Origin of the sequence: Pseudomonas orientalis, assembly GCF_022807995.1 — a bacterium.
Classification (GTDB): domain Bacteria; phylum Pseudomonadota; class Gammaproteobacteria; order Pseudomonadales; family Pseudomonadaceae; genus Aquipseudomonas; species Aquipseudomonas orientalis_B.
The window spans coordinates 1,929,345-1,945,530 of the sequence record NZ_CP094351.1 but is presented as its reverse complement, the minus strand read 5'-3'; the positions used below and the strand labels follow the sequence as shown (position 1 = coordinate 1,945,530).

At 61.2% G+C, this 16,186-nt stretch carries 14 protein-coding genes and 1 pseudogene; 8 read left to right on the top strand and 7 right to left on the bottom strand.

Annotated features, from left to right (window positions below):
* Positions 1 to 33: 33 nt before the first annotated feature.
* Complete coding sequence (locus MRY17_RS08700; RefSeq protein ID WP_124425588.1) at positions 34 to 1,233, bottom strand: MFS transporter; 1,200 nt, start codon at positions 1,231 to 1,233, stop codon at positions 34 to 36.
* 106 nt (positions 1,234 to 1,339) lie between these two features.
* On the opposite strand from MRY17_RS08700, the gene MRY17_RS08695 reads away from it, so the two are divergent.
* Positions 1,340 to 1,879, top strand: coding sequence for a TetR/AcrR family transcriptional regulator (locus tag MRY17_RS08695; protein WP_243353587.1), 540 nt, complete (start codon positions 1,340 to 1,342; stop codon positions 1,877 to 1,879).
* Positions 1,880 to 2,011: 132 nt separating this feature from the next.
* Here the strand turns inward: MRY17_RS08695 and MRY17_RS08690 are convergent, their stop codons facing one another.
* The 4 genes and pseudogenes from MRY17_RS08690 to MRY17_RS08675 all read right to left on the bottom strand — a co-directional run.
* Positions 2,012 to 2,791: an ABC transporter permease gene (locus MRY17_RS08690; RefSeq protein WP_065888200.1), complete on the bottom strand. Its 780-nt coding sequence runs from the start codon at positions 2,789 to 2,791 to the stop codon at positions 2,012 to 2,014.
* On the bottom strand, positions 2,788 to 3,720 hold the full coding sequence (locus tag MRY17_RS08685) for an ABC transporter ATP-binding protein (protein WP_124422999.1): 933 nt from the start codon (positions 3,718 to 3,720) through the stop codon (positions 2,788 to 2,790). The genes MRY17_RS08690 and MRY17_RS08685 overlap by 4 nt, the downstream gene beginning before the upstream one ends.
* Before the next feature lie 135 nt (positions 3,721 to 3,855).
* The gene (locus tag MRY17_RS08680; RefSeq protein WP_124422998.1) at positions 3,856 to 4,473 is read right to left on the bottom strand and encodes a glutathione S-transferase; all 618 of its coding nucleotides are present in this window, start codon (positions 4,471 to 4,473) and stop codon (positions 3,856 to 3,858) included.
* 129 nt (positions 4,474 to 4,602) lie between these two features.
* Positions 4,603 to 4,725: pseudogene (locus MRY17_RS08675) on the bottom strand (cysteine protease); the annotation flags it as partial.
* Positions 4,726 to 4,837: 112 nt separating this feature from the next.
* On the opposite strand from MRY17_RS08675, the gene MRY17_RS08670 reads away from it, so the two are divergent.
* Together MRY17_RS08670 and MRY17_RS08665 are read left to right on the top strand one after the other, a co-directional pair.
* Complete coding sequence (locus MRY17_RS08670; protein ID WP_181285590.1) at positions 4,838 to 7,285, top strand: acyl-CoA dehydrogenase; 2,448 nt, start codon at positions 4,838 to 4,840, stop codon at positions 7,283 to 7,285.
* Positions 7,286 to 7,360: 75 nt separating this feature from the next.
* Positions 7,361 to 7,768 carry a PA2817 family protein gene (locus MRY17_RS08665; protein ID WP_124357752.1) on the top strand — a complete coding sequence of 136 codons (408 nt, stop codon included), beginning with the start codon at positions 7,361 to 7,363 and terminating at the stop codon, positions 7,766 to 7,768.
* Positions 7,769 to 7,879: 111 nt separating this feature from the next.
* Here the strand turns inward: MRY17_RS08665 and MRY17_RS08660 are convergent, their stop codons facing one another.
* A complete protein-coding gene (locus MRY17_RS08660; RefSeq protein WP_181285589.1) occupies positions 7,880 to 8,812 on the bottom strand; it encodes a LysR family transcriptional regulator in 933 nt (310 codons plus the stop codon).
* Positions 8,813 to 8,901: 89 nt separating this feature from the next.
* On the opposite strand from MRY17_RS08660, the gene MRY17_RS08655 reads away from it, so the two are divergent.
* Entirely contained in the window at positions 8,902 to 9,528 is a 627-nt protein-coding gene (locus tag MRY17_RS08655) for an alanyl-tRNA editing protein (protein WP_243353586.1), read from the top strand.
* A gap of 638 nt (positions 9,529 to 10,166) precedes the next feature.
* Here MRY17_RS08655 and MRY17_RS08650 read toward each other — a convergent pair.
* Complete coding sequence (locus tag MRY17_RS08650; protein ID WP_243353585.1) at positions 10,167 to 11,741, bottom strand: alkaline phosphatase D family protein; 1,575 nt, start codon at positions 11,739 to 11,741, stop codon at positions 10,167 to 10,169.
* A gap of 309 nt (positions 11,742 to 12,050) precedes the next feature.
* Between MRY17_RS08650 and MRY17_RS08645 the strand changes: the two genes are divergently transcribed.
* Genes MRY17_RS08645 through MRY17_RS08630 form a run of 4 tightly spaced genes read left to right on the top strand, consistent with a single transcriptional unit; the run spans position 12,051 to position 16,177 of the window.
* A complete protein-coding gene (locus MRY17_RS08645; protein ID WP_057725959.1) occupies positions 12,051 to 12,458 on the top strand; it encodes an ExbD/TolR family protein in 408 nt (135 codons plus the stop codon).
* A gap of 2 nt (positions 12,459 to 12,460) precedes the next feature.
* On the top strand, positions 12,461 to 13,195 hold the full coding sequence (locus MRY17_RS08640; protein WP_243353584.1) for an energy transducer TonB family protein: 735 nt from the start codon (positions 12,461 to 12,463) through the stop codon (positions 13,193 to 13,195).
* Positions 13,196 to 13,219: 24 nt separating this feature from the next.
* A complete protein-coding gene (locus tag MRY17_RS08635; protein WP_243353583.1) occupies positions 13,220 to 15,505 on the top strand; it encodes a TonB-dependent receptor in 2,286 nt (761 codons plus the stop codon).
* A gap of 24 nt (positions 15,506 to 15,529) precedes the next feature.
* A complete protein-coding gene (locus MRY17_RS08630; protein WP_243353582.1) occupies positions 15,530 to 16,177 on the top strand; it encodes a MotA/TolQ/ExbB proton channel family protein in 648 nt (215 codons plus the stop codon).
* Positions 16,178 to 16,186 lie beyond the last annotated feature (9 nt).

The following is a 16,186-nucleotide window of genomic DNA, read 5'->3' as shown; positions in this document are numbered from 1 at the left end:
GCCTATCGAATATCTATATAACGGGTAATATCTCTAACTGTTATCTGTTTTACAGATATAGGAAGACGGCGTGCGCTGCAACAGCTGTCCGGCCAAGGCACTGATGGCGAGCAGGATAAGCAGCGCACCGTAGGCATCAGTGGTCGCAATCAGACCGAACTCCCGACTCAGGTTCCCCGCCAGCAGCGCCGGCAGGCAGAACGCCAGGTAACTCAATACGTAAAACGCCGACATCAACCCCGCTCGCTCATGGGCCAACGCCAATCCCACGATACTGCGCACACTGCCCATGAACCCGCCGCCGAACCCCAGGCCTGCAATCACGCTGGCGACGAAGAACAGCCACAAGCTGGCACTTTGCACAGCCACCAGCAACAGCGCTACGCCTGCCGCCAGCAATGCCGCCGACAGCCGCATGACCTTGTCTGCCGGGTGCTCGCGCAAGCTATAGATCATCACCGCCCCGCTGAGGGTGATCACCGCCACCAGGCCACCGCCGATCAGGTGCGACGTCGACCCCGTCGCGGCCCGTACCAGGGAGGGCGCGAGGGACGAAAAGAACCCTCCCAGCGCCCATACGGCCACATTCAGCGGCATTGCCAGCCCCAGGGCGCGCCGTGCCCGCTTCGGCACATGCAGGGTCGGCGCCAGGGACTTCATGGCGCCCGGTATGCGGCTGACGGTTTCCGGCAAGCGCCAGACATACAGCGCCTGGAGCACCATCAGTGCGAGCAGGGCGAAGTAAATCAGTTGGGTCGGCCATGGCGCGTACTCCACCAGCAAACCGCTGCCCAAGCCGCCACTGGCCATGCCCAGCATCGGCGCGAGGCTGTTGAGCATCGGTCCGCGCAGGCGGTCGGTGTCGAGCAACGTTGCACTCAATACCGCCGTCGCCGTCCCGGTGGCGAAACCTTGCAGCGCCCGCGCGGCGATCAGGTACGCGGTGCTGTCGGCGTTGATAAACAGCAGCATCGCCACGATATTCAGGATCAACGCGACGAAAATCACCGGCTTGCGCCCGACGTAATCCGACAGCGAGCCCACCGTCAGCAGCGCCGCCAGCAGGCTCACGGCATACACACCAAAGATCAGCGTCAGCATCGCCGCAGAGAAATGCAGGTTGTCCTGATACACCTGATACAAGGGCGTCGGCGCGCTGGAGGCGGCGAGAAAGGTCAGTACCGTGACCACCAGGAAAGTCAGGCTGGACCGTTGAGACAGGTTGCTGGGCATAGGCTTGCTGGGCATAGGCACGCTCCGCTAAAGCTAATATTTTGCTTTTGTGGAGTGTGCTACTCGTCGACGCTTAAAGCAAATTCTTTGTGTTAAGGTTTTACCCATGGCGATCAAAGAAGGCCTTCGCCCGGGGGGCCGTAGTGCCCGGGTACAAGAATCCGTGCATTCGGCCGTCCGCGAATTGCTGCACACCCATGAACGCGCAAACATCACCGTGCCGATGATTGCGGCACGCGCGGGCGTCACCCCCTCGACCATTTACCGCCGCTGGGGCGACCTTTCCGCGCTGCTGGCCGATGTTGCCCTGGCACGCATGCGCCCGGACACCGAACCGGCCACAACCGGCAGCCTGCGCGGCGACCTGAGGGCCTGGGCCGAGCAATACCTGGACGAGATGAGTTCGGAGCCCGGGCGCAACATGATGCGCGACGTGCAGTGCAGCCTGACGCCGGGGTATTGCGTGAGTATCTTGAGTGGGCAGTTGCAGATCATTGTTGATCGTTACCCGGAGCAGGTGGCACCCCGCGTGGATAGGCTGATCAACCTGCTCGCAGCGCCCACGGTGTTTCGAATTCTGTTCTCAACGCAGCCCCTGAGCGTCGAAGAGCTGCACGCCCTGATCGATCTGGCACTGCAAATCTGAAGGCCTTACACAAAACCACATGTGGGAGGGGGCTTGCCCCCGATGGCAGTGTGTCAACTGCAGATGAGCTGGCTGACACACCGCTATCGGGGGCAAGCCCCCTCCCACATTTTCAACCGCGTTTAACCAGTATTACGTACGCATCCCACGCCCGCTCACCAGCAACCGCGCACAACCGACGTACAGGACAATGGTGGCAACGATCATGAAGGTGATCGCCACGCTGATCTTGATGTCCGACACGCCCAGGATGCCGTAGCGAAAGGCGTTGACCATGTGCAGCACCGGGTTGGCCAGGGACACGGTCTGCCAGAACGGCGGCAGCAACGTGATGGAGTAGAACACCCCGCCAAGGTAGGTCAGCGGCGTCAGTACGAACGTCGGGATAATCGAAATATCATCGAAGTTGCGCGCAAACACGGCATTGATGAAGCCCAGCAGCGAGAAGATCGTCGCCGTCAGTACCACCACCAGAATGGTGACCCCCAGGTGATGCACTTGCAGGTGGGTAAAGAACAACGACAGCAAGGTCACGATCACGCCCACCATCAAGCCGCGCAGTACGCCGCCCAAGGTATAGCCGATCAGGATCGTGTGCGGCGACACCGGTGAAACCATCAGTTCTTCGATGGAGCGCTGGAACTTGCTGCCAAAGAAACTCGACACCACGTTGCCGTAGGAGTTGGTGATCACCGACATCATGATCAGGCCCGGTACGATGTACTCCATGTAGGTGAAGCCACCCATGTCGCCGATCTGCCGGCCGATCAGGTTACCGAAGATCACAAAGTACAGGACCATGGTGATCGCCGGTGGCAGCAGGGTCTGCGGCCAGATACGGGTAAAACGCTTCACTTCGCGGTAGACGATAGTCTGCAGCGCGACGAGGTTGGGTTGCAGTTCGGAACTCATACCGCCACCTTCGCCAGATTTTTCTCCACCAGGGACACGAACAACTCCTCAAGGCGATTGGTTTTGTTACGCAAGCTCAACACTTCGATGTTCTGGGTCGCCAATTGGCTGAACAGCGCGGTGATGCCCATGGCTTTGTCCACCTGCACTTCCAGCGTGTGACTGTCCACCAGACGGCTCGGGTAGCCCAACAGTTGCGGCGGCGCCGACAGATTGTTCTTCAGGTCGAGCAGGAAGGTTTCCACATGCAACTGGCCCAGCAGGTTACGCATGCTGGTGTTCTCGACAATGGTGCCGTGGTCGATGATGCCGATATTGCGGCACAGCTGTTCGGCTTCCTCGAGGTAGTGCGTGGTGAGGATGATAGTGATGCCCTTCTCGTTCAGCTCGGTAAGAAAGGTCCACATCGAACGACGCAACTCGATGTCCACACCCGCAGTGGGTTCGTCGAGGATCAGCAGGCGCGGTTCATGCACCAGCGCGCGGGCGATCATCAGGCGACGCTTCATGCCACCGGACAACGAGCGCGAAGGCACGTCACGCTTGTCCCACAGGCCCAGTTGGGTCAGGTACTGTTCGGCGCGTTCCTTGGCGACTTTCATCGGGATGCCGTAGTAGCCGGCCTGCGTCACGACGATGTCGAAGGTCTTTTCAAACTGGTTGAAATTGAATTCCTGGGGCACCACGCCGATCGAGCGCTTGAGCGCCGCCGGGGATTTATCCAGGTCATGACCGAAGATATTCACCGTGCCGCTGGTCTTGTTGACCAGCGTCGAGAGGATACCGATGGTGGTGGATTTGCCGGCACCGTTGGGGCCGAGCAAGGCGAAGAAGTCACCTTCGGCCACGTCCAGATCGATACCACTCAGGGCCTGGAAACCGTTGCCGTAGGTTTTGGTTAGCTGCCGGATGGACAGAGCGGAACTCATATCGGATTACGCACCAGAGAAAAGAATAGAAACAATAGATGAGGGCGCACCACAGGTAGTTCAACCTGCGATGAGGTGCGAGCATGGTGCGTGCCCGCGCCCCACAAGTACAGTCACCTGTATTAATAGTGTTTATCAGGTCAACGCGGTCATCACGGCCTTGCGGTAGGCCGGGCGTTGTTGCAGGCGCTGATACCAGGCCTCCAGGTTGGGCATCGCCGGACGTTCGATAGGCATCTCGAACCAGGCGTAGATAAAGCAGCCCAGGGGGATATCGCCCATGCCGAATGCACTCCCGGAGAGGTACGGTTGTTCGGCAAGGGCCTGCTCGACGGTGTTGAGCGCATCGATGCAGGCCTGGCGCCCGGCATTGATACTGTCCCAGTTGCGCTGTTCGGGCGCTGTACGCAGGATGCCCCAGAACACCGCCTTGAACGGATCGGCGAGCGTGGAAGTGGTCCAGTCCATCCACTTCTCGGCGCTGGCCCGGATTTGCAGGTCACTGGAGTAAAATTCCGACGCTTGCCTGGCGCACAGATAGCGCACGATGGTGTTGGATTCCCACAGCACAAAATCGCCATCTTCGATCATCGGCACCCGGCCATTGGGGTTCAAGGCTCGGTATTGCGGGGTGTCGACCACACCAAAGGCCCCGCCCGCATCAATTGCCTCATAGTCCAGGCCGAGTTCCTCGGCGCACCACAGTGCTTTCCTGACGTTTGACGAATTTTTACGACCCCAGATCTTCAGCATGACCGCGCCTTATCGTTGTTGAACATGGCTTGATGAAGGCCGCAGCATACGCCGGATCACGCGCCGCTTAAATCACTCTGCATGACGCCCGGCAGGCCTGGCATCGGGTCAGTGCAATGCACGGCCTCACACCGCGCGGTGACGACTGACTGCCTGGTCACATAAATCCCCACGGGTTCCGCGTCGTTTCCCGGCGAACTCCACCACCACAGGGCGGTCACTATCGATGAAGCGGCTGGGACTCAGGTACATACCGCAGTGATGCTATCCCCAGTACAACTTGTAACACCCTGATCACCCCGCTTGGCCGGACGCCGACTAAGCTTCCTGGTGGTTTCGCCCCTGGTTTCACGGAGGATTGAATATGCTGTTGTTGTGGATACTGGTTCTGGTGATCGGCATTGCCTATCTGGCGCACCGCCGCATCGCGCCCCTGCCCGCCCTGGGTGTGGTCGCCGTTTATCTGCTGGCGATGGGCGCCTGGAGCCATGCACCGGGTTGGCTGCTGCTGATTTTCTGGGTGCTGATCGCCGTCGTGGCTGTGCCTCTGCTGCTGCCCGACCTGCGCCGCCAATACTTCACCAAGCCGCTGTTCAGCTGGTTTCAGAAAGTCCTGCCGCCGATGTCCGAAACCGAGCGCGACGCCATCGACGCTGGCACCGTGTGGTGGGACGGCGAACTGTTCAGCGGGCGCCCTGACTGGGACAAATTGCTGGCCTACCCCAAGGTGCAACTGACCGAAGAGGAACAGGCGTTTATCGACGGCCCCACCGAAGAGCTCTGCGCCATGGTCAGCGACTGGGAAATCGGCCAGGCCATGGACCTGCCGCCCGCTGCCTGGGAGCACATCAAGACCCATGGCTTCTTCGCCCTGATCATCCCCAAGGAATACGGCGGCAAGGGCTTCTCCGCCTATGCCCACTCCCAGGTCGCGATGAAACTGGCCACCCGCAGCGGCGACCTGGCGTCCACCGTGATGGTGCCCAATTCCCTCGGCCCCGCCGAGTTGCTGTTGCACTACGGCACCGACGAACAACGCAACCACTACCTGCCGCGCCTGGCGCGTGGCGATGACATTCCATGTTTCGCCCTGACTGGCCCGCTGGCCGGCTCCGATGCCGGCGCCATGCCCGACACCGGCGTCATCTGCAAAGGTGAGTGGGAAGGCAAGGAAACCCTTGGCCTGCGCCTGAACTGGGAAAAGCGCTACATCACCCTGGGCCCGGTCGCGACCTTGCTCGGCCTGGCGTTCAAGGCCCACGATCCTGACCATCTGCTGGGCGACGAAGAAGATTTGGGCATCAGCCTCGCGCTGATCCCTACCGACACCCCCGGCGTCGAAATCGGCCGCCGTCACCTGCCCCTGGGCGCCGCGTTCATGAACGGCCCCAACTCGGGCAAGGACGTCTTCATTCCTCTGGAATTCCTCATCGGCGGCCAGGAAATGCTCGGCAAGGGCTGGATGATGCTGATGAACTGCCTGTCCGTGGGCCGTTCAATCTCCCTGCCTGCGGTGGGCACCGGCGCCGCCAAGTTCACCAGCTTGGTGACCGGCCAATACGCGCAGGTGCGTGAACAGTTCAACGTGCCGCTGTCGGCCTTCGAAGGCATCCAGGAAGCCCTGGCGCGTATCGGCGGCAACGCCTGGCTGATGGACAGCGCACGCATGCTCACCGCCAATGCCGTGGATCTGGGCGAGAAGCCTTCGGTGCTGTCGGCGATCCTCAAGTACCACCTCACCGAACGCGGCCGCGAATGCATCAGCCACGCCATGGACGTGCATGGCGGCAAGGGCATCATCATGGGCCCGAACAACTACCTGGGCCGCAGTTGGCAAGGCGCGCCGATCTTCATCACCGTGGAAGGCGCGAATATCCTTTCGCGCAACCTGATGATCTTCGGCCAGGGTGCGATTCGCTGCCATCCGTTCGTGCTCAAGGAAATGGCCCTGGCCGGTCGTGCAGACCATGACCAGGCACTCAAGGAGTTCGATGGCCTGTTGATGCAGCACATCGGTTTCGCCGTGAGCAATGCCGCCAGTACCTTGGTATTGAACCTGGGTGTTGGTCACTTCGAAAAGGCTCCGGGCAATCGCTTGAGCCAGGGTTATTTCCGCGCACTGAACCGCCAGGCCGCCGCGTTCGCCCTGCTTGCGGACCTGAGCATGATGCTGCTGGGCGGCGAGTTGAAGCGCCGCGAACGCCTGTCGGCACGCTTGGGTGATGTGCTGAGCCACATGTACCTGGCATCGGCAGCGCTCAAGCGCTACCACGACCTGGATTCGCCGGATCACCTGGAGCCGCTGTTCGCCTGGGCCATGGAGGAAAGCCTTGGCCAATCCGAGCGTGCGCTGGATGAACTGCTGAGCAACTTCCCGAACAAGGTGCTGGGCTGTCTGCTGCGGGTGATCGTGTTCCCGTTCGGGCGTCGCCATACCGGGCCATCCGATGCGTTGGATGCCGAGGTGGCCGCAGTGATCGGCCGCGCCAAGGGCGACCCGACCCTGGAAGAGCTGCTGGCGGGCTGCTACCGCCCACAGTCGGCGGAAGATCCGGTGGGCGCGCTGCAACACGCCTATGACCTGCTCGGCGCCAGCCATGCCCTGCAGAAAAAACTGCATACCGCGCTCAAGAGCGGACAGATCAAACCGACTGCCGGTGAGTCGGCCATCGACGCCGCGCTGCACGCCGGCGTGCTCCAACCGGCCGAGGCGCAGACCCTGCGCGACGCCGAAGCGGCGCGGCGCAAGGTGATCGACGTCGATGATTTCAGCAAAGACGAGCTGATACAGGCGGAGGGCAAAGTCCGCTGATACCGGCGGTCATATAAAAACGGGCGCGAGAGGCATATACTCTCGCGCCCGTTTTTGCTTTAGAGGACTTATCTCGTGTCCAACGTCGTTGCCGATCATCTCGTCTTGCTCGACCACCTGCGTAGCATCCTGGTTGCCGTCGGCGAAGCCGAACAGGTACCCGAGGAAAGCCACACGCTGTTTCTGGAACGTTTCGACGAACTGCGCGCCCTGTTGCCGATCGATCCTATCGAAAGCCAATACCTGGGCCAGGATCTGATGAGCCAGGTCATCCTGCGCTACCCGCAGATCGCCCATCTGGTGCCGCGCGACCTGCTGTGGTTCTTTGGCGGCGATTGCCTGCACTTCATGCCCGACGAAGAGCTGGACCTGTACCAGGCCCTCGAAGAACGTCGCTATGAAGCCGAGCTGAACGACGAACCGTTCGACTGGAACCAGGAAAAGCAACTGCTGGCCATGCCGGACGACCAGAGCAAGCACTGAGATTCAAATGTGGGAGGGGCTTGCCCCCGATGAGGGAGTGTCAGCAGGCGCTTTTTTGACTGAACCACCGCCATCGGGGGCAAGCCCCCACCCACATGTTTAACCCCTGTTCTACCGACTGCGCAGTGTCGGCTCCTGCACCATGCACTCCACCAGATAATCAATAAACACGCGCAACTTCGGAGGCAAGTACCGCGTAGGCGAATGCAGCAACCACGCCTCGCCGTGGTACGACGCAATAAAATCCCACGCCGGCAATACCTGCACCAGCCGCCCCTCTTCCAAGGCGTGCCGCGCCGTGAAATACGGCAAGCTGCCAATCCCCACATGCTGCAACACCGCATCCAGCCGCACGCCCGTGTGGTTCGCCGCATACCGCCCGCGCACGCCGACCGTCACCGCCTTGGCGCCCTGACGAAACTTCCAGCGTGAGTCACCTGGGGTTTCACCCAGGTAGATGCAACTGTGTTCCAGCAGATCATGGGGATGTGCCGGCGTGCCGTGCTCGGCCAGGTACTGCGGTGTCGCACACAGCAAATGTTCGATCGGCAATAATTGCCGCCCGACCAGACCGGGCGGCGGGCTGTCGGTGATACGGATGCTCAGGTCGACATTGTCATCGATCAGATCCACATGCCGATCCTCAAGGATCAGTTGCACATCCACCTTGGGATAGCGCCGCAGGAACGCCGGCATATGCGGATGCACCACAAACCGCCCGACCGCCTTCGGCACGCTGACCCGCACCAGGCCCTCGGCTTCGTGGGTAAATTGCCCGCTGATCTCCATCACCGAACGCGCCGCGCTGACCATCTCCCTGCACCGCTTGAACACCTCTTCGCCGCCCTCGCTAAGGCGCAGCTTGCGCGTGGTGCGTTGCAACAGGCGGGTCGCCAGCGCCTGTTCCAGGCGCGAAATGCTGCGGCTGACCGCCGAGGGCGAAACGCTCAGTTGCCGCGCCGCCTCGGAGAAACTGCCGGTTTCCACCACTTTGACGAAAATCGCCATTTCACCCAGCAGCGGCAAAGGAAGATTGATGCTCATGACGCACAGGTCCATTGATATTTGAATGGATTATCACCTATCAGCGCACTATTTATACTGCCTGCATCACCTTGATGCGGATGTGGACGATGACCGAGCGCCTGTTTTTCACCCATGATCACCTGACTGCCGAGCTGGAAGTGCTGAGCTGCACGCCCCACGAAGAGCAATTTGCGGTGATCCTGCAGTCGACGATTTTCCACCCCCAAGGCGGCGGCCAACCCTGTGACACCGGGTGGCTGGGCGACAGCCAGGTGCTGCGCGTCACTCAGCAAGCCGAGCATGTGGTGCATTACGTCAATCAGCCTCTGGAGCCGGGCCTGATCGTTGCACGGGTCGATGCACAACGCCGCGCGCTGCACACGCGTCTTCACTCGGCGGGACATCTGATTGGCAATGCAGGCGAACGCCTGGGCTGGATGCCGATCAAGGCCCACCACTGGCCCGGTGAAGGCAAAGTCACATTTATCCGTGGCGAAGCCGCTCAAGACATGGATGCGCAGGTCCTTCAACAATTGCTCAACCGATGGATCGCCGCGGACTATCCACGCTACATGACGCTGGAAGAAGGCACCCGGCAAGTCGGCTTCGGTGAATTGCCGGCATACGCCTGTGGCGGCACTCATGTTCAAGCTCTGGGCGAACTGGGCCAGGTGACGATCCTGGCCTTCTCGGAAAAAAAGGGCGCACTGTCGGTACGCTACGAAATCAACTGACACACCGAGCCTCAAAATGTGGGAGGGGGCTTGCCCCCGATGAGCATAGGTATCTACACAATTTTGGTGCGACACCGCACCTGTGGCGAGGGAGCTAACGCGTATCTACCTGACGCTCCGAGGTCCAAATGTGGGAGGGGGCTTGCCCCCGATGGCGGCCTCTGGGCTGGCCGGGATGCTGGATTGGAACGAGTACATATCCGTTTCTGTGGTAACGGCTGCTATGGGTTCCGCCCTTACGGCGGCTCACTTTTGAAAAGCCGGAATGCCGGCCCAGTCAAAAGTAAGCAAAACGCTCTTGCCCCACCACTCGGCACCTCGCCTAGGCTCGGTGTGCCCGAACGCAGGCTTGAATCCGTGGGCCGCCGCAATGGGCCATCCATGGCCCAGTGCGGCTAACCCGGCGTCCTGCCGGGTTACCCACGGATTCAAGCCTGCGTTCGGCCAGTGTGGTTTAACGGGGCGCCTAGGATCAAAAGCAGATCAAGATCAAGAGCGGCTCGCTTCGCATCGTGGTTACGGTTGGGCGCTGCTGAGTTGCGTAGATACCTATGCCCCCGATGAGGCCGTGTCAGTCACTGAATGTATCGACTGATACACCGCCATCGGGGCAAGCCCCTCCCACATTTGAATCCAGGCTACACAGCCATCGCCCCCGCCCTGCCCGGCTCCACCACAAACGACTGCAACGTCGAGACCGTGGCCGCCGGATAGCGTGGGTCGCTGATCACGCGAAAGTGCGTGAGCATCTTCTGCGCGTCCAGTTCCACCGACACATACCCACGCTGGCGACTGTCAAAAAACTTCACATGGGGATTGAGCGGCAGGATGTTCGTGAAGGCTTCATAGGGCGGGCCATCGGAGGTCACTGACGAGCCGACGAATTCGGTCGCCAGAACCGGTGAGTCCGGGTCATTGGCATCGGCGTGCAGGTCCGTGGCCCAGAACGAGTGGATATCCCCGCCCCAGAACACCGGGTTGCTCACGCGATTGCGCTGGATAGACGCCAGCATTCGCTTGCGGTTGGCCATATAGCCATCCCAGCCATCAGTCCAGCGGCCAAGCTTATGGCTGGTCAGGTCACGCTGCAGCAGCGGCGCTACCAGCAAGTCCTGGGCGATCACATTCCACTGCGCCCTGGACTGCGCAAAGCTCTGGTCCAGCCAGGCTTCCTGTTGCCAGCCGAGCATGGTACGGGCCGGATCACGCAAGTCGCTGCAGGGGGTGGTGACAATATGCCCTTGATGGCTGCCATGGGCCGCAATGCAAGGCTGCTCGGAGCGGTACTGGCGGCCGTCGAGTACATGGAAACGTACCAGTTGGCCATAGTCGAGGCGTCGATAGATGCGCATGTCCGGCCCCTGCGGCCTGCTGCTCGCACGCAATGGCATATGTTCGTAGAACGCCTGGTAAGCCGCCGCCCGTTGCTGGAGAAACTGCGTTACGGGAATTTTCGGGTCCTGGGACCAGCGGTTGGCATAGTCGTTCTGCACTTCGTGATCGTCCCAGGTCGCCACGCTGGGCGCAGCGGCGTGCAGGGCCTGCAAATCGGGATCGGTCTTGTACAGTGCGTAGCGGTTACGGTAATCGCTCAAAGTCACCGCATTGCCGCTGCCATGGGCGCGAAAGACTTTGCCGGAGTCCGCCGCGTAGGAGCTTTCGTAGATATAGTCGCCGAGGAAAAACACCAGGTCGGGATGCTCGGCAGCCAGGTGCCGATAGGCACTGAAATAGCCGCGCTCCCAGTGCGAGCAGGAGACGAACCCGAGCAGGGCGGACGCCATCTCATGCCGCGCAGGCGTCGTGCGTGCCTGGCCAATCGGGCTCTGCGCCCCAAGGCCCTCGAACTGATACCAGTACGGCCGGCCCGCCGCCAGCCCCGCCACCTCGACATGCACCGAATGGGCAAAGCGCCCGGTCGCGATCACCTCGCCCTGCTGCACGATGCGCGTCATCGCCGCATCGCTGGCCACCCGCCAACGCACCGGCACCGCACGCTGCAAGCCACCGCGTCCGTCCTCGGCATTGAACAAGGGTGCCAGGCGCGTCCATATCACAAAGCCATCCGGCAATGGGTCACCGGAGGCCACACCGAGGGTGAACGGATAATCAACGCCGGCACTGCGCGCAAACGGACTGAGGATGGAGAACGCGGTCGCGACTGCCAGCCCGCTGAGTACCCGGCGCCGGGTGTGGTCTACGCCACCGCTCACAGGCAGCGCTCCCGGTCATCACACCCGTTTGCAAGATTAAAAAATCTCTCGGATTGTTCCGCGCCCAGCTTATGCAAGAGCGGATGCGGAGTTAACAAATGCAGCAATGAACGACTCATGGGTAGGTGGCTCCCGATATAAATTTTTCGAGCATGTACCGCCGTCGTGTCAGTTTCATTACTGCAGAAAATCGTCAACGAAGCGTCTGTAAGATGCGTCCTAGAGCCTCCAAACCGTCAATTAAAGTTAACCATTCGGTCATTTTTGCTTGATAGCGTGTTGCCCCTAATTCAATAACGGGGCAACGGAATGAGAACCTGGGATGAACCCAAGAAGCGCAAGGCGCACATCGAACTGATCCCGATGATCGACGTGATGATGTTCCTGCTGGTGTTTTTCGTGCTGGTGAGCCTGAACGTGATTCCGGCCCTGGGCATGAAGACGCAGTTACCCAGTGCCAGCAGTTCACAACAACTCAAACCGCAGAACAAATTCATCCTGACCCTGGGCCTGGAAGGCCAGTTGCAACTGGACGGCAAGGACCTCACGGTCGACGCGCTGGTACCGGCGCTGAAGGCGGCGCAACAGCCCGAGACCAAGTCGACGATCATCGTCAACAGCGACAAAGGCGTGGAAGTTTCGCGCCTGGTGGAAGTGATGGACACCCTGCGCCTGGGTGGCTTCACCTCCGTGTCCATTGCCACGCGTAAGTCTTGATCATGTACGCGCTGTTTCGTGTACGGCAGTTGCTGGGCAGTGTCCCGGCCCTGATCGCGCTGGTGCTGATTGCGCTGGGTATCCAGTCCCAGACGTTGAAAGTCGAGCCGGTGTATGACGAGTCGGCGGTCGAGCTGGCGTTGGTCGAGCCGGAGCCGGAAGTGGTTCCGCAACCTGTAATGGAACAGGAGCCGCCACCGCCGGTGATCGAGGATGAGGAAGCCGAGCCGGCCCCACCGCCACCACCGCCAAAACCGGTGCCGAAACCTGAACCCAAGCCCAAGCCGAAACCGGTGCCCAAGCCTGCGCCCGTGGTCGCCAAGCCAACGCCAACGTCGACGCCGCCACCGGTGGCCGCCAAACCTGCGCCCGCAGCGGTTGCGCAGGCTGCCCCGACACCCGCCCCGCCCGCGCCGCCAAAGGTCGACAGCCAGGCCCTGGAAGGCGGTTACCTCAAGGGCTTGCGCAACGAGCTGGACACCTACAAGCAATACCCCACCGGACGCCAGGCATCCCTCGAACGCCCAAGTGGCGAAGTGGTGGTGTGGCTGCTGGTCGACCGTCAGGGCCGCGTGCTGGACTCCGGCCTGCAGACCCAGGCGCCAAGCATGTTGCTCAACCGGGCCGCCACCAACAGTTTGCGTCGCATCAAGCAAGTCAAACCCTTCCCCGAGCAAGCCTTCGGGGGCCGCAATGAGCAGCGCTTCACCGCCACCTTCAACTACAGCGTGCAATAAGCACCCGCCACCAGGACGACAGTGATGAAGTTCACCCGCATTCATCTGGCACTCGTTGCCGCGACCAGCATGACCCAGGCAATGGTCATGGCCGACCCCGGCGACAGTGACGTCGGCACCATTGGGGTCCAAGGCAAGGCCAGCGCCGGGGGCGGTTACATGGTGCCCGAGGAAAGCATCAAGGGCCGTTCCACCGTGACCAAGGAAGCACTCGACAAACAGACGGCCACGGGCAACGCCATCGACAAGCTCAAGTACACGCCGGGCCTGAACATTTCCAGCGAGGACAACACCGGCCTGTCGGGCTTTCGCTTCACCATGCGCGGCATGAACTCCGACCAGGTGGGCATGTCGGTGGACGGCATGCCGATCAACGATTCGGGCAACTATGCGCTGTATTCCAACCTGCTGGGCGATCCGGAAAACATCGACCAGATCTTCGTCACCCAGGGCGCGTCGGAATCAGACGGCCCGCACATCGGTTCCAGCGGCGGCAACATCGGCATCGTGACGATTCGCCCGACCAAAGAGACCGGCGCTTTCGTCAAACAGATCGTCGGCAGCAACGCCACGCGCAAGACCTTTGCGCGACTCAATACCGGCGAAATCAACGGCCTGAGCAACTGGCTGTCGGCATCCCATACCGAGGGCGATATGTGGCGTGGCTCGGGTGCCGTGCGCGCGGACAAGGTGGAGTGGAACAGCTTTTTCGACGCCGGCGATGGCAACACCGCCAACCTGATCCTCAAGTACCACGAGCAGGACAACAACAGCTACAGCCAGCTGACCAAGGCACAGTTCCAGCAAAACGGCCGCAAGTACGACCCCTATCCGGCCACACCAACGGTGGGCGGCAACGGCAAGTACAACAGCTACTACGCCCTGGCGCAGAACCCGTTCCAGACCTTCACCGCCGTGCTCAACACCCAGTTCAAACTGGCCGACAACCTGGCCCTGTCGGTGATCCCGTATTACTTCTGGGGCAACGGCAGTGGCGTCGGCTCATCAAGTTATGCGCTCAACCGTGGTTCGAACCAGGGCGGCGTATTCGACCTTGGCAATCTGCCAACCGCCGCCCAATACAACGCCGACGGCACCCCGAACAGCGGTGTGTACTACCGACCTTCGCGCACGCAGACCTGGCGCCCGGGCATCACCACCAAACTGACCTGGGACCTGGGCGACCACAGCCTGCAATTGGGTTACTGGTACGAGCGCGCACGCCAGAGCCAGACCCAGCCGTTCATCCCGCTAAAGAGCAATGGCAAGCCGGTCGACACCTGGCCGGATTCAAACAGCGCCATCGTCGACGCCAACGGCAACCAGGTCCAGGGCCGCGACCGCTTCACCGTGACCCCGGCGCAAAAAGTCTGGGCCCAGGACACCTGGTACATCAACCCGGACTGGACCTTCATCGCCGGCCTGGCCTACATGAACGTCGAGCGTGATGGCACCAACCACGGCAGTCTCAACGAACAACCGGAAAAACGTAACCAGACCTACAACAAACTGCTGCCCAACGCCGGCCTGAAATACCAGTTGGACGAGCGCGACCAGTTGTTCTACAGCCTGTCACGCAACATGCGCGTACCGCAGAACTACGCGCTCTATGACAAAGGCGCCGGCTCCATCGACCTTGAGCCGGAAACCAGCTGGAACCACGAACTGGGCTGGCGCTACAGCGGCGACGACATGACCCTGGCCGCAACCCTGTTCTACATGGACTTCAAGAATCGCCAGGTCTCCTCCAAGGATATCAATGGCGACTCCGCCGATATCAACGTCGGCGCCGTCACCAACAAAGGCCTGGAACTGGAGTGGAGCGGCCTGCTGCCCCACCATTTCAACTACTACACCTCCTACACCTACACCAAGGCCGAGCAGCAGGACGACATGACCGTCTACAACGCGGGCCAGGCCATCGCGTTGCCCACCAGCGGCAAACAGTTCGCCAACGTGCCGAAGAACATGCTGGCGGCCAACATCGGTTATGACGACGGGCGCTTCTACGGCACCTTCGGCGGGAAGTACACCAGCAAGCTCTACGGCGACCTGACCAACGACGAAGCCATTTCCGCGCGCACCGTGTTCAACCTCGGCGCGGGCATCTACCTGCCGGTGGACAAAAAGGTCGTGAAGGACGCCACCCTGCGCCTGAACGTCGACAACCTGTTCGACAAGAGATACCTGGACGGCGTCTACACCACCAAGACCAACGCCGCCAGCTACAGCGGTTTTCGCGATGGCGACCCGGCGTACATCGTCGGCCTGGACCGCACCGTCACAGTTTCGCTGGAAGCGAATTTCTAAGACTGACCCAAGAGGACCACCATCATGGATATGAACCTGCTCCACGACGTCACCTTCTATGTGATGTATGCCGCGATGGCCATCGCCATCTTCATCGCCATCGAACGCGGCATCTACTTCACTTATGTGCGCCGCCAGGCCCGTGCCTTGATCGACGCGCTGGGCGCCACCGTGCACAGCGAACGCGACCTGCCGGAACACCTGACCCGTCGCGACAGCCTGCCGCTGAACATGATCGTGCCGGTATTGGCGCAAAAGGCTTCCCACGGGTCGCGCAAGGACCTCGACGACGAAATCGACACCCAGTACCTCAAGACCCGCGCCCCGCTGGCCCGCAGCCTGTGGATCATCGAGACCATCACCACGGCGGCCCCGCTGCTCGGCCTGCTGGGGACCATCCTGGGTATCATCGATACGTTCAAGGCATTGGCCACAGCGGGTGTGTCGGACCCAGGGCAGATTTCCGGTGGTATCGGCACGGCCTTGTTCGCCACCGGGCTGGGGATCGCCATCGCGCTGTTCTGCGTGGTGTTCCATAACTTCTTCCAGGACAGCCTGGAGCGCATCAACGATCAGTTGAAGATCCTGCTGATCCGCGCCTCCAGCGGCGCCCGCGCCCACGATGAAGTGCCGCAGCGCGTGCCCACTCCACTGCACAGCCGCACGGCCTGACCTGCACGG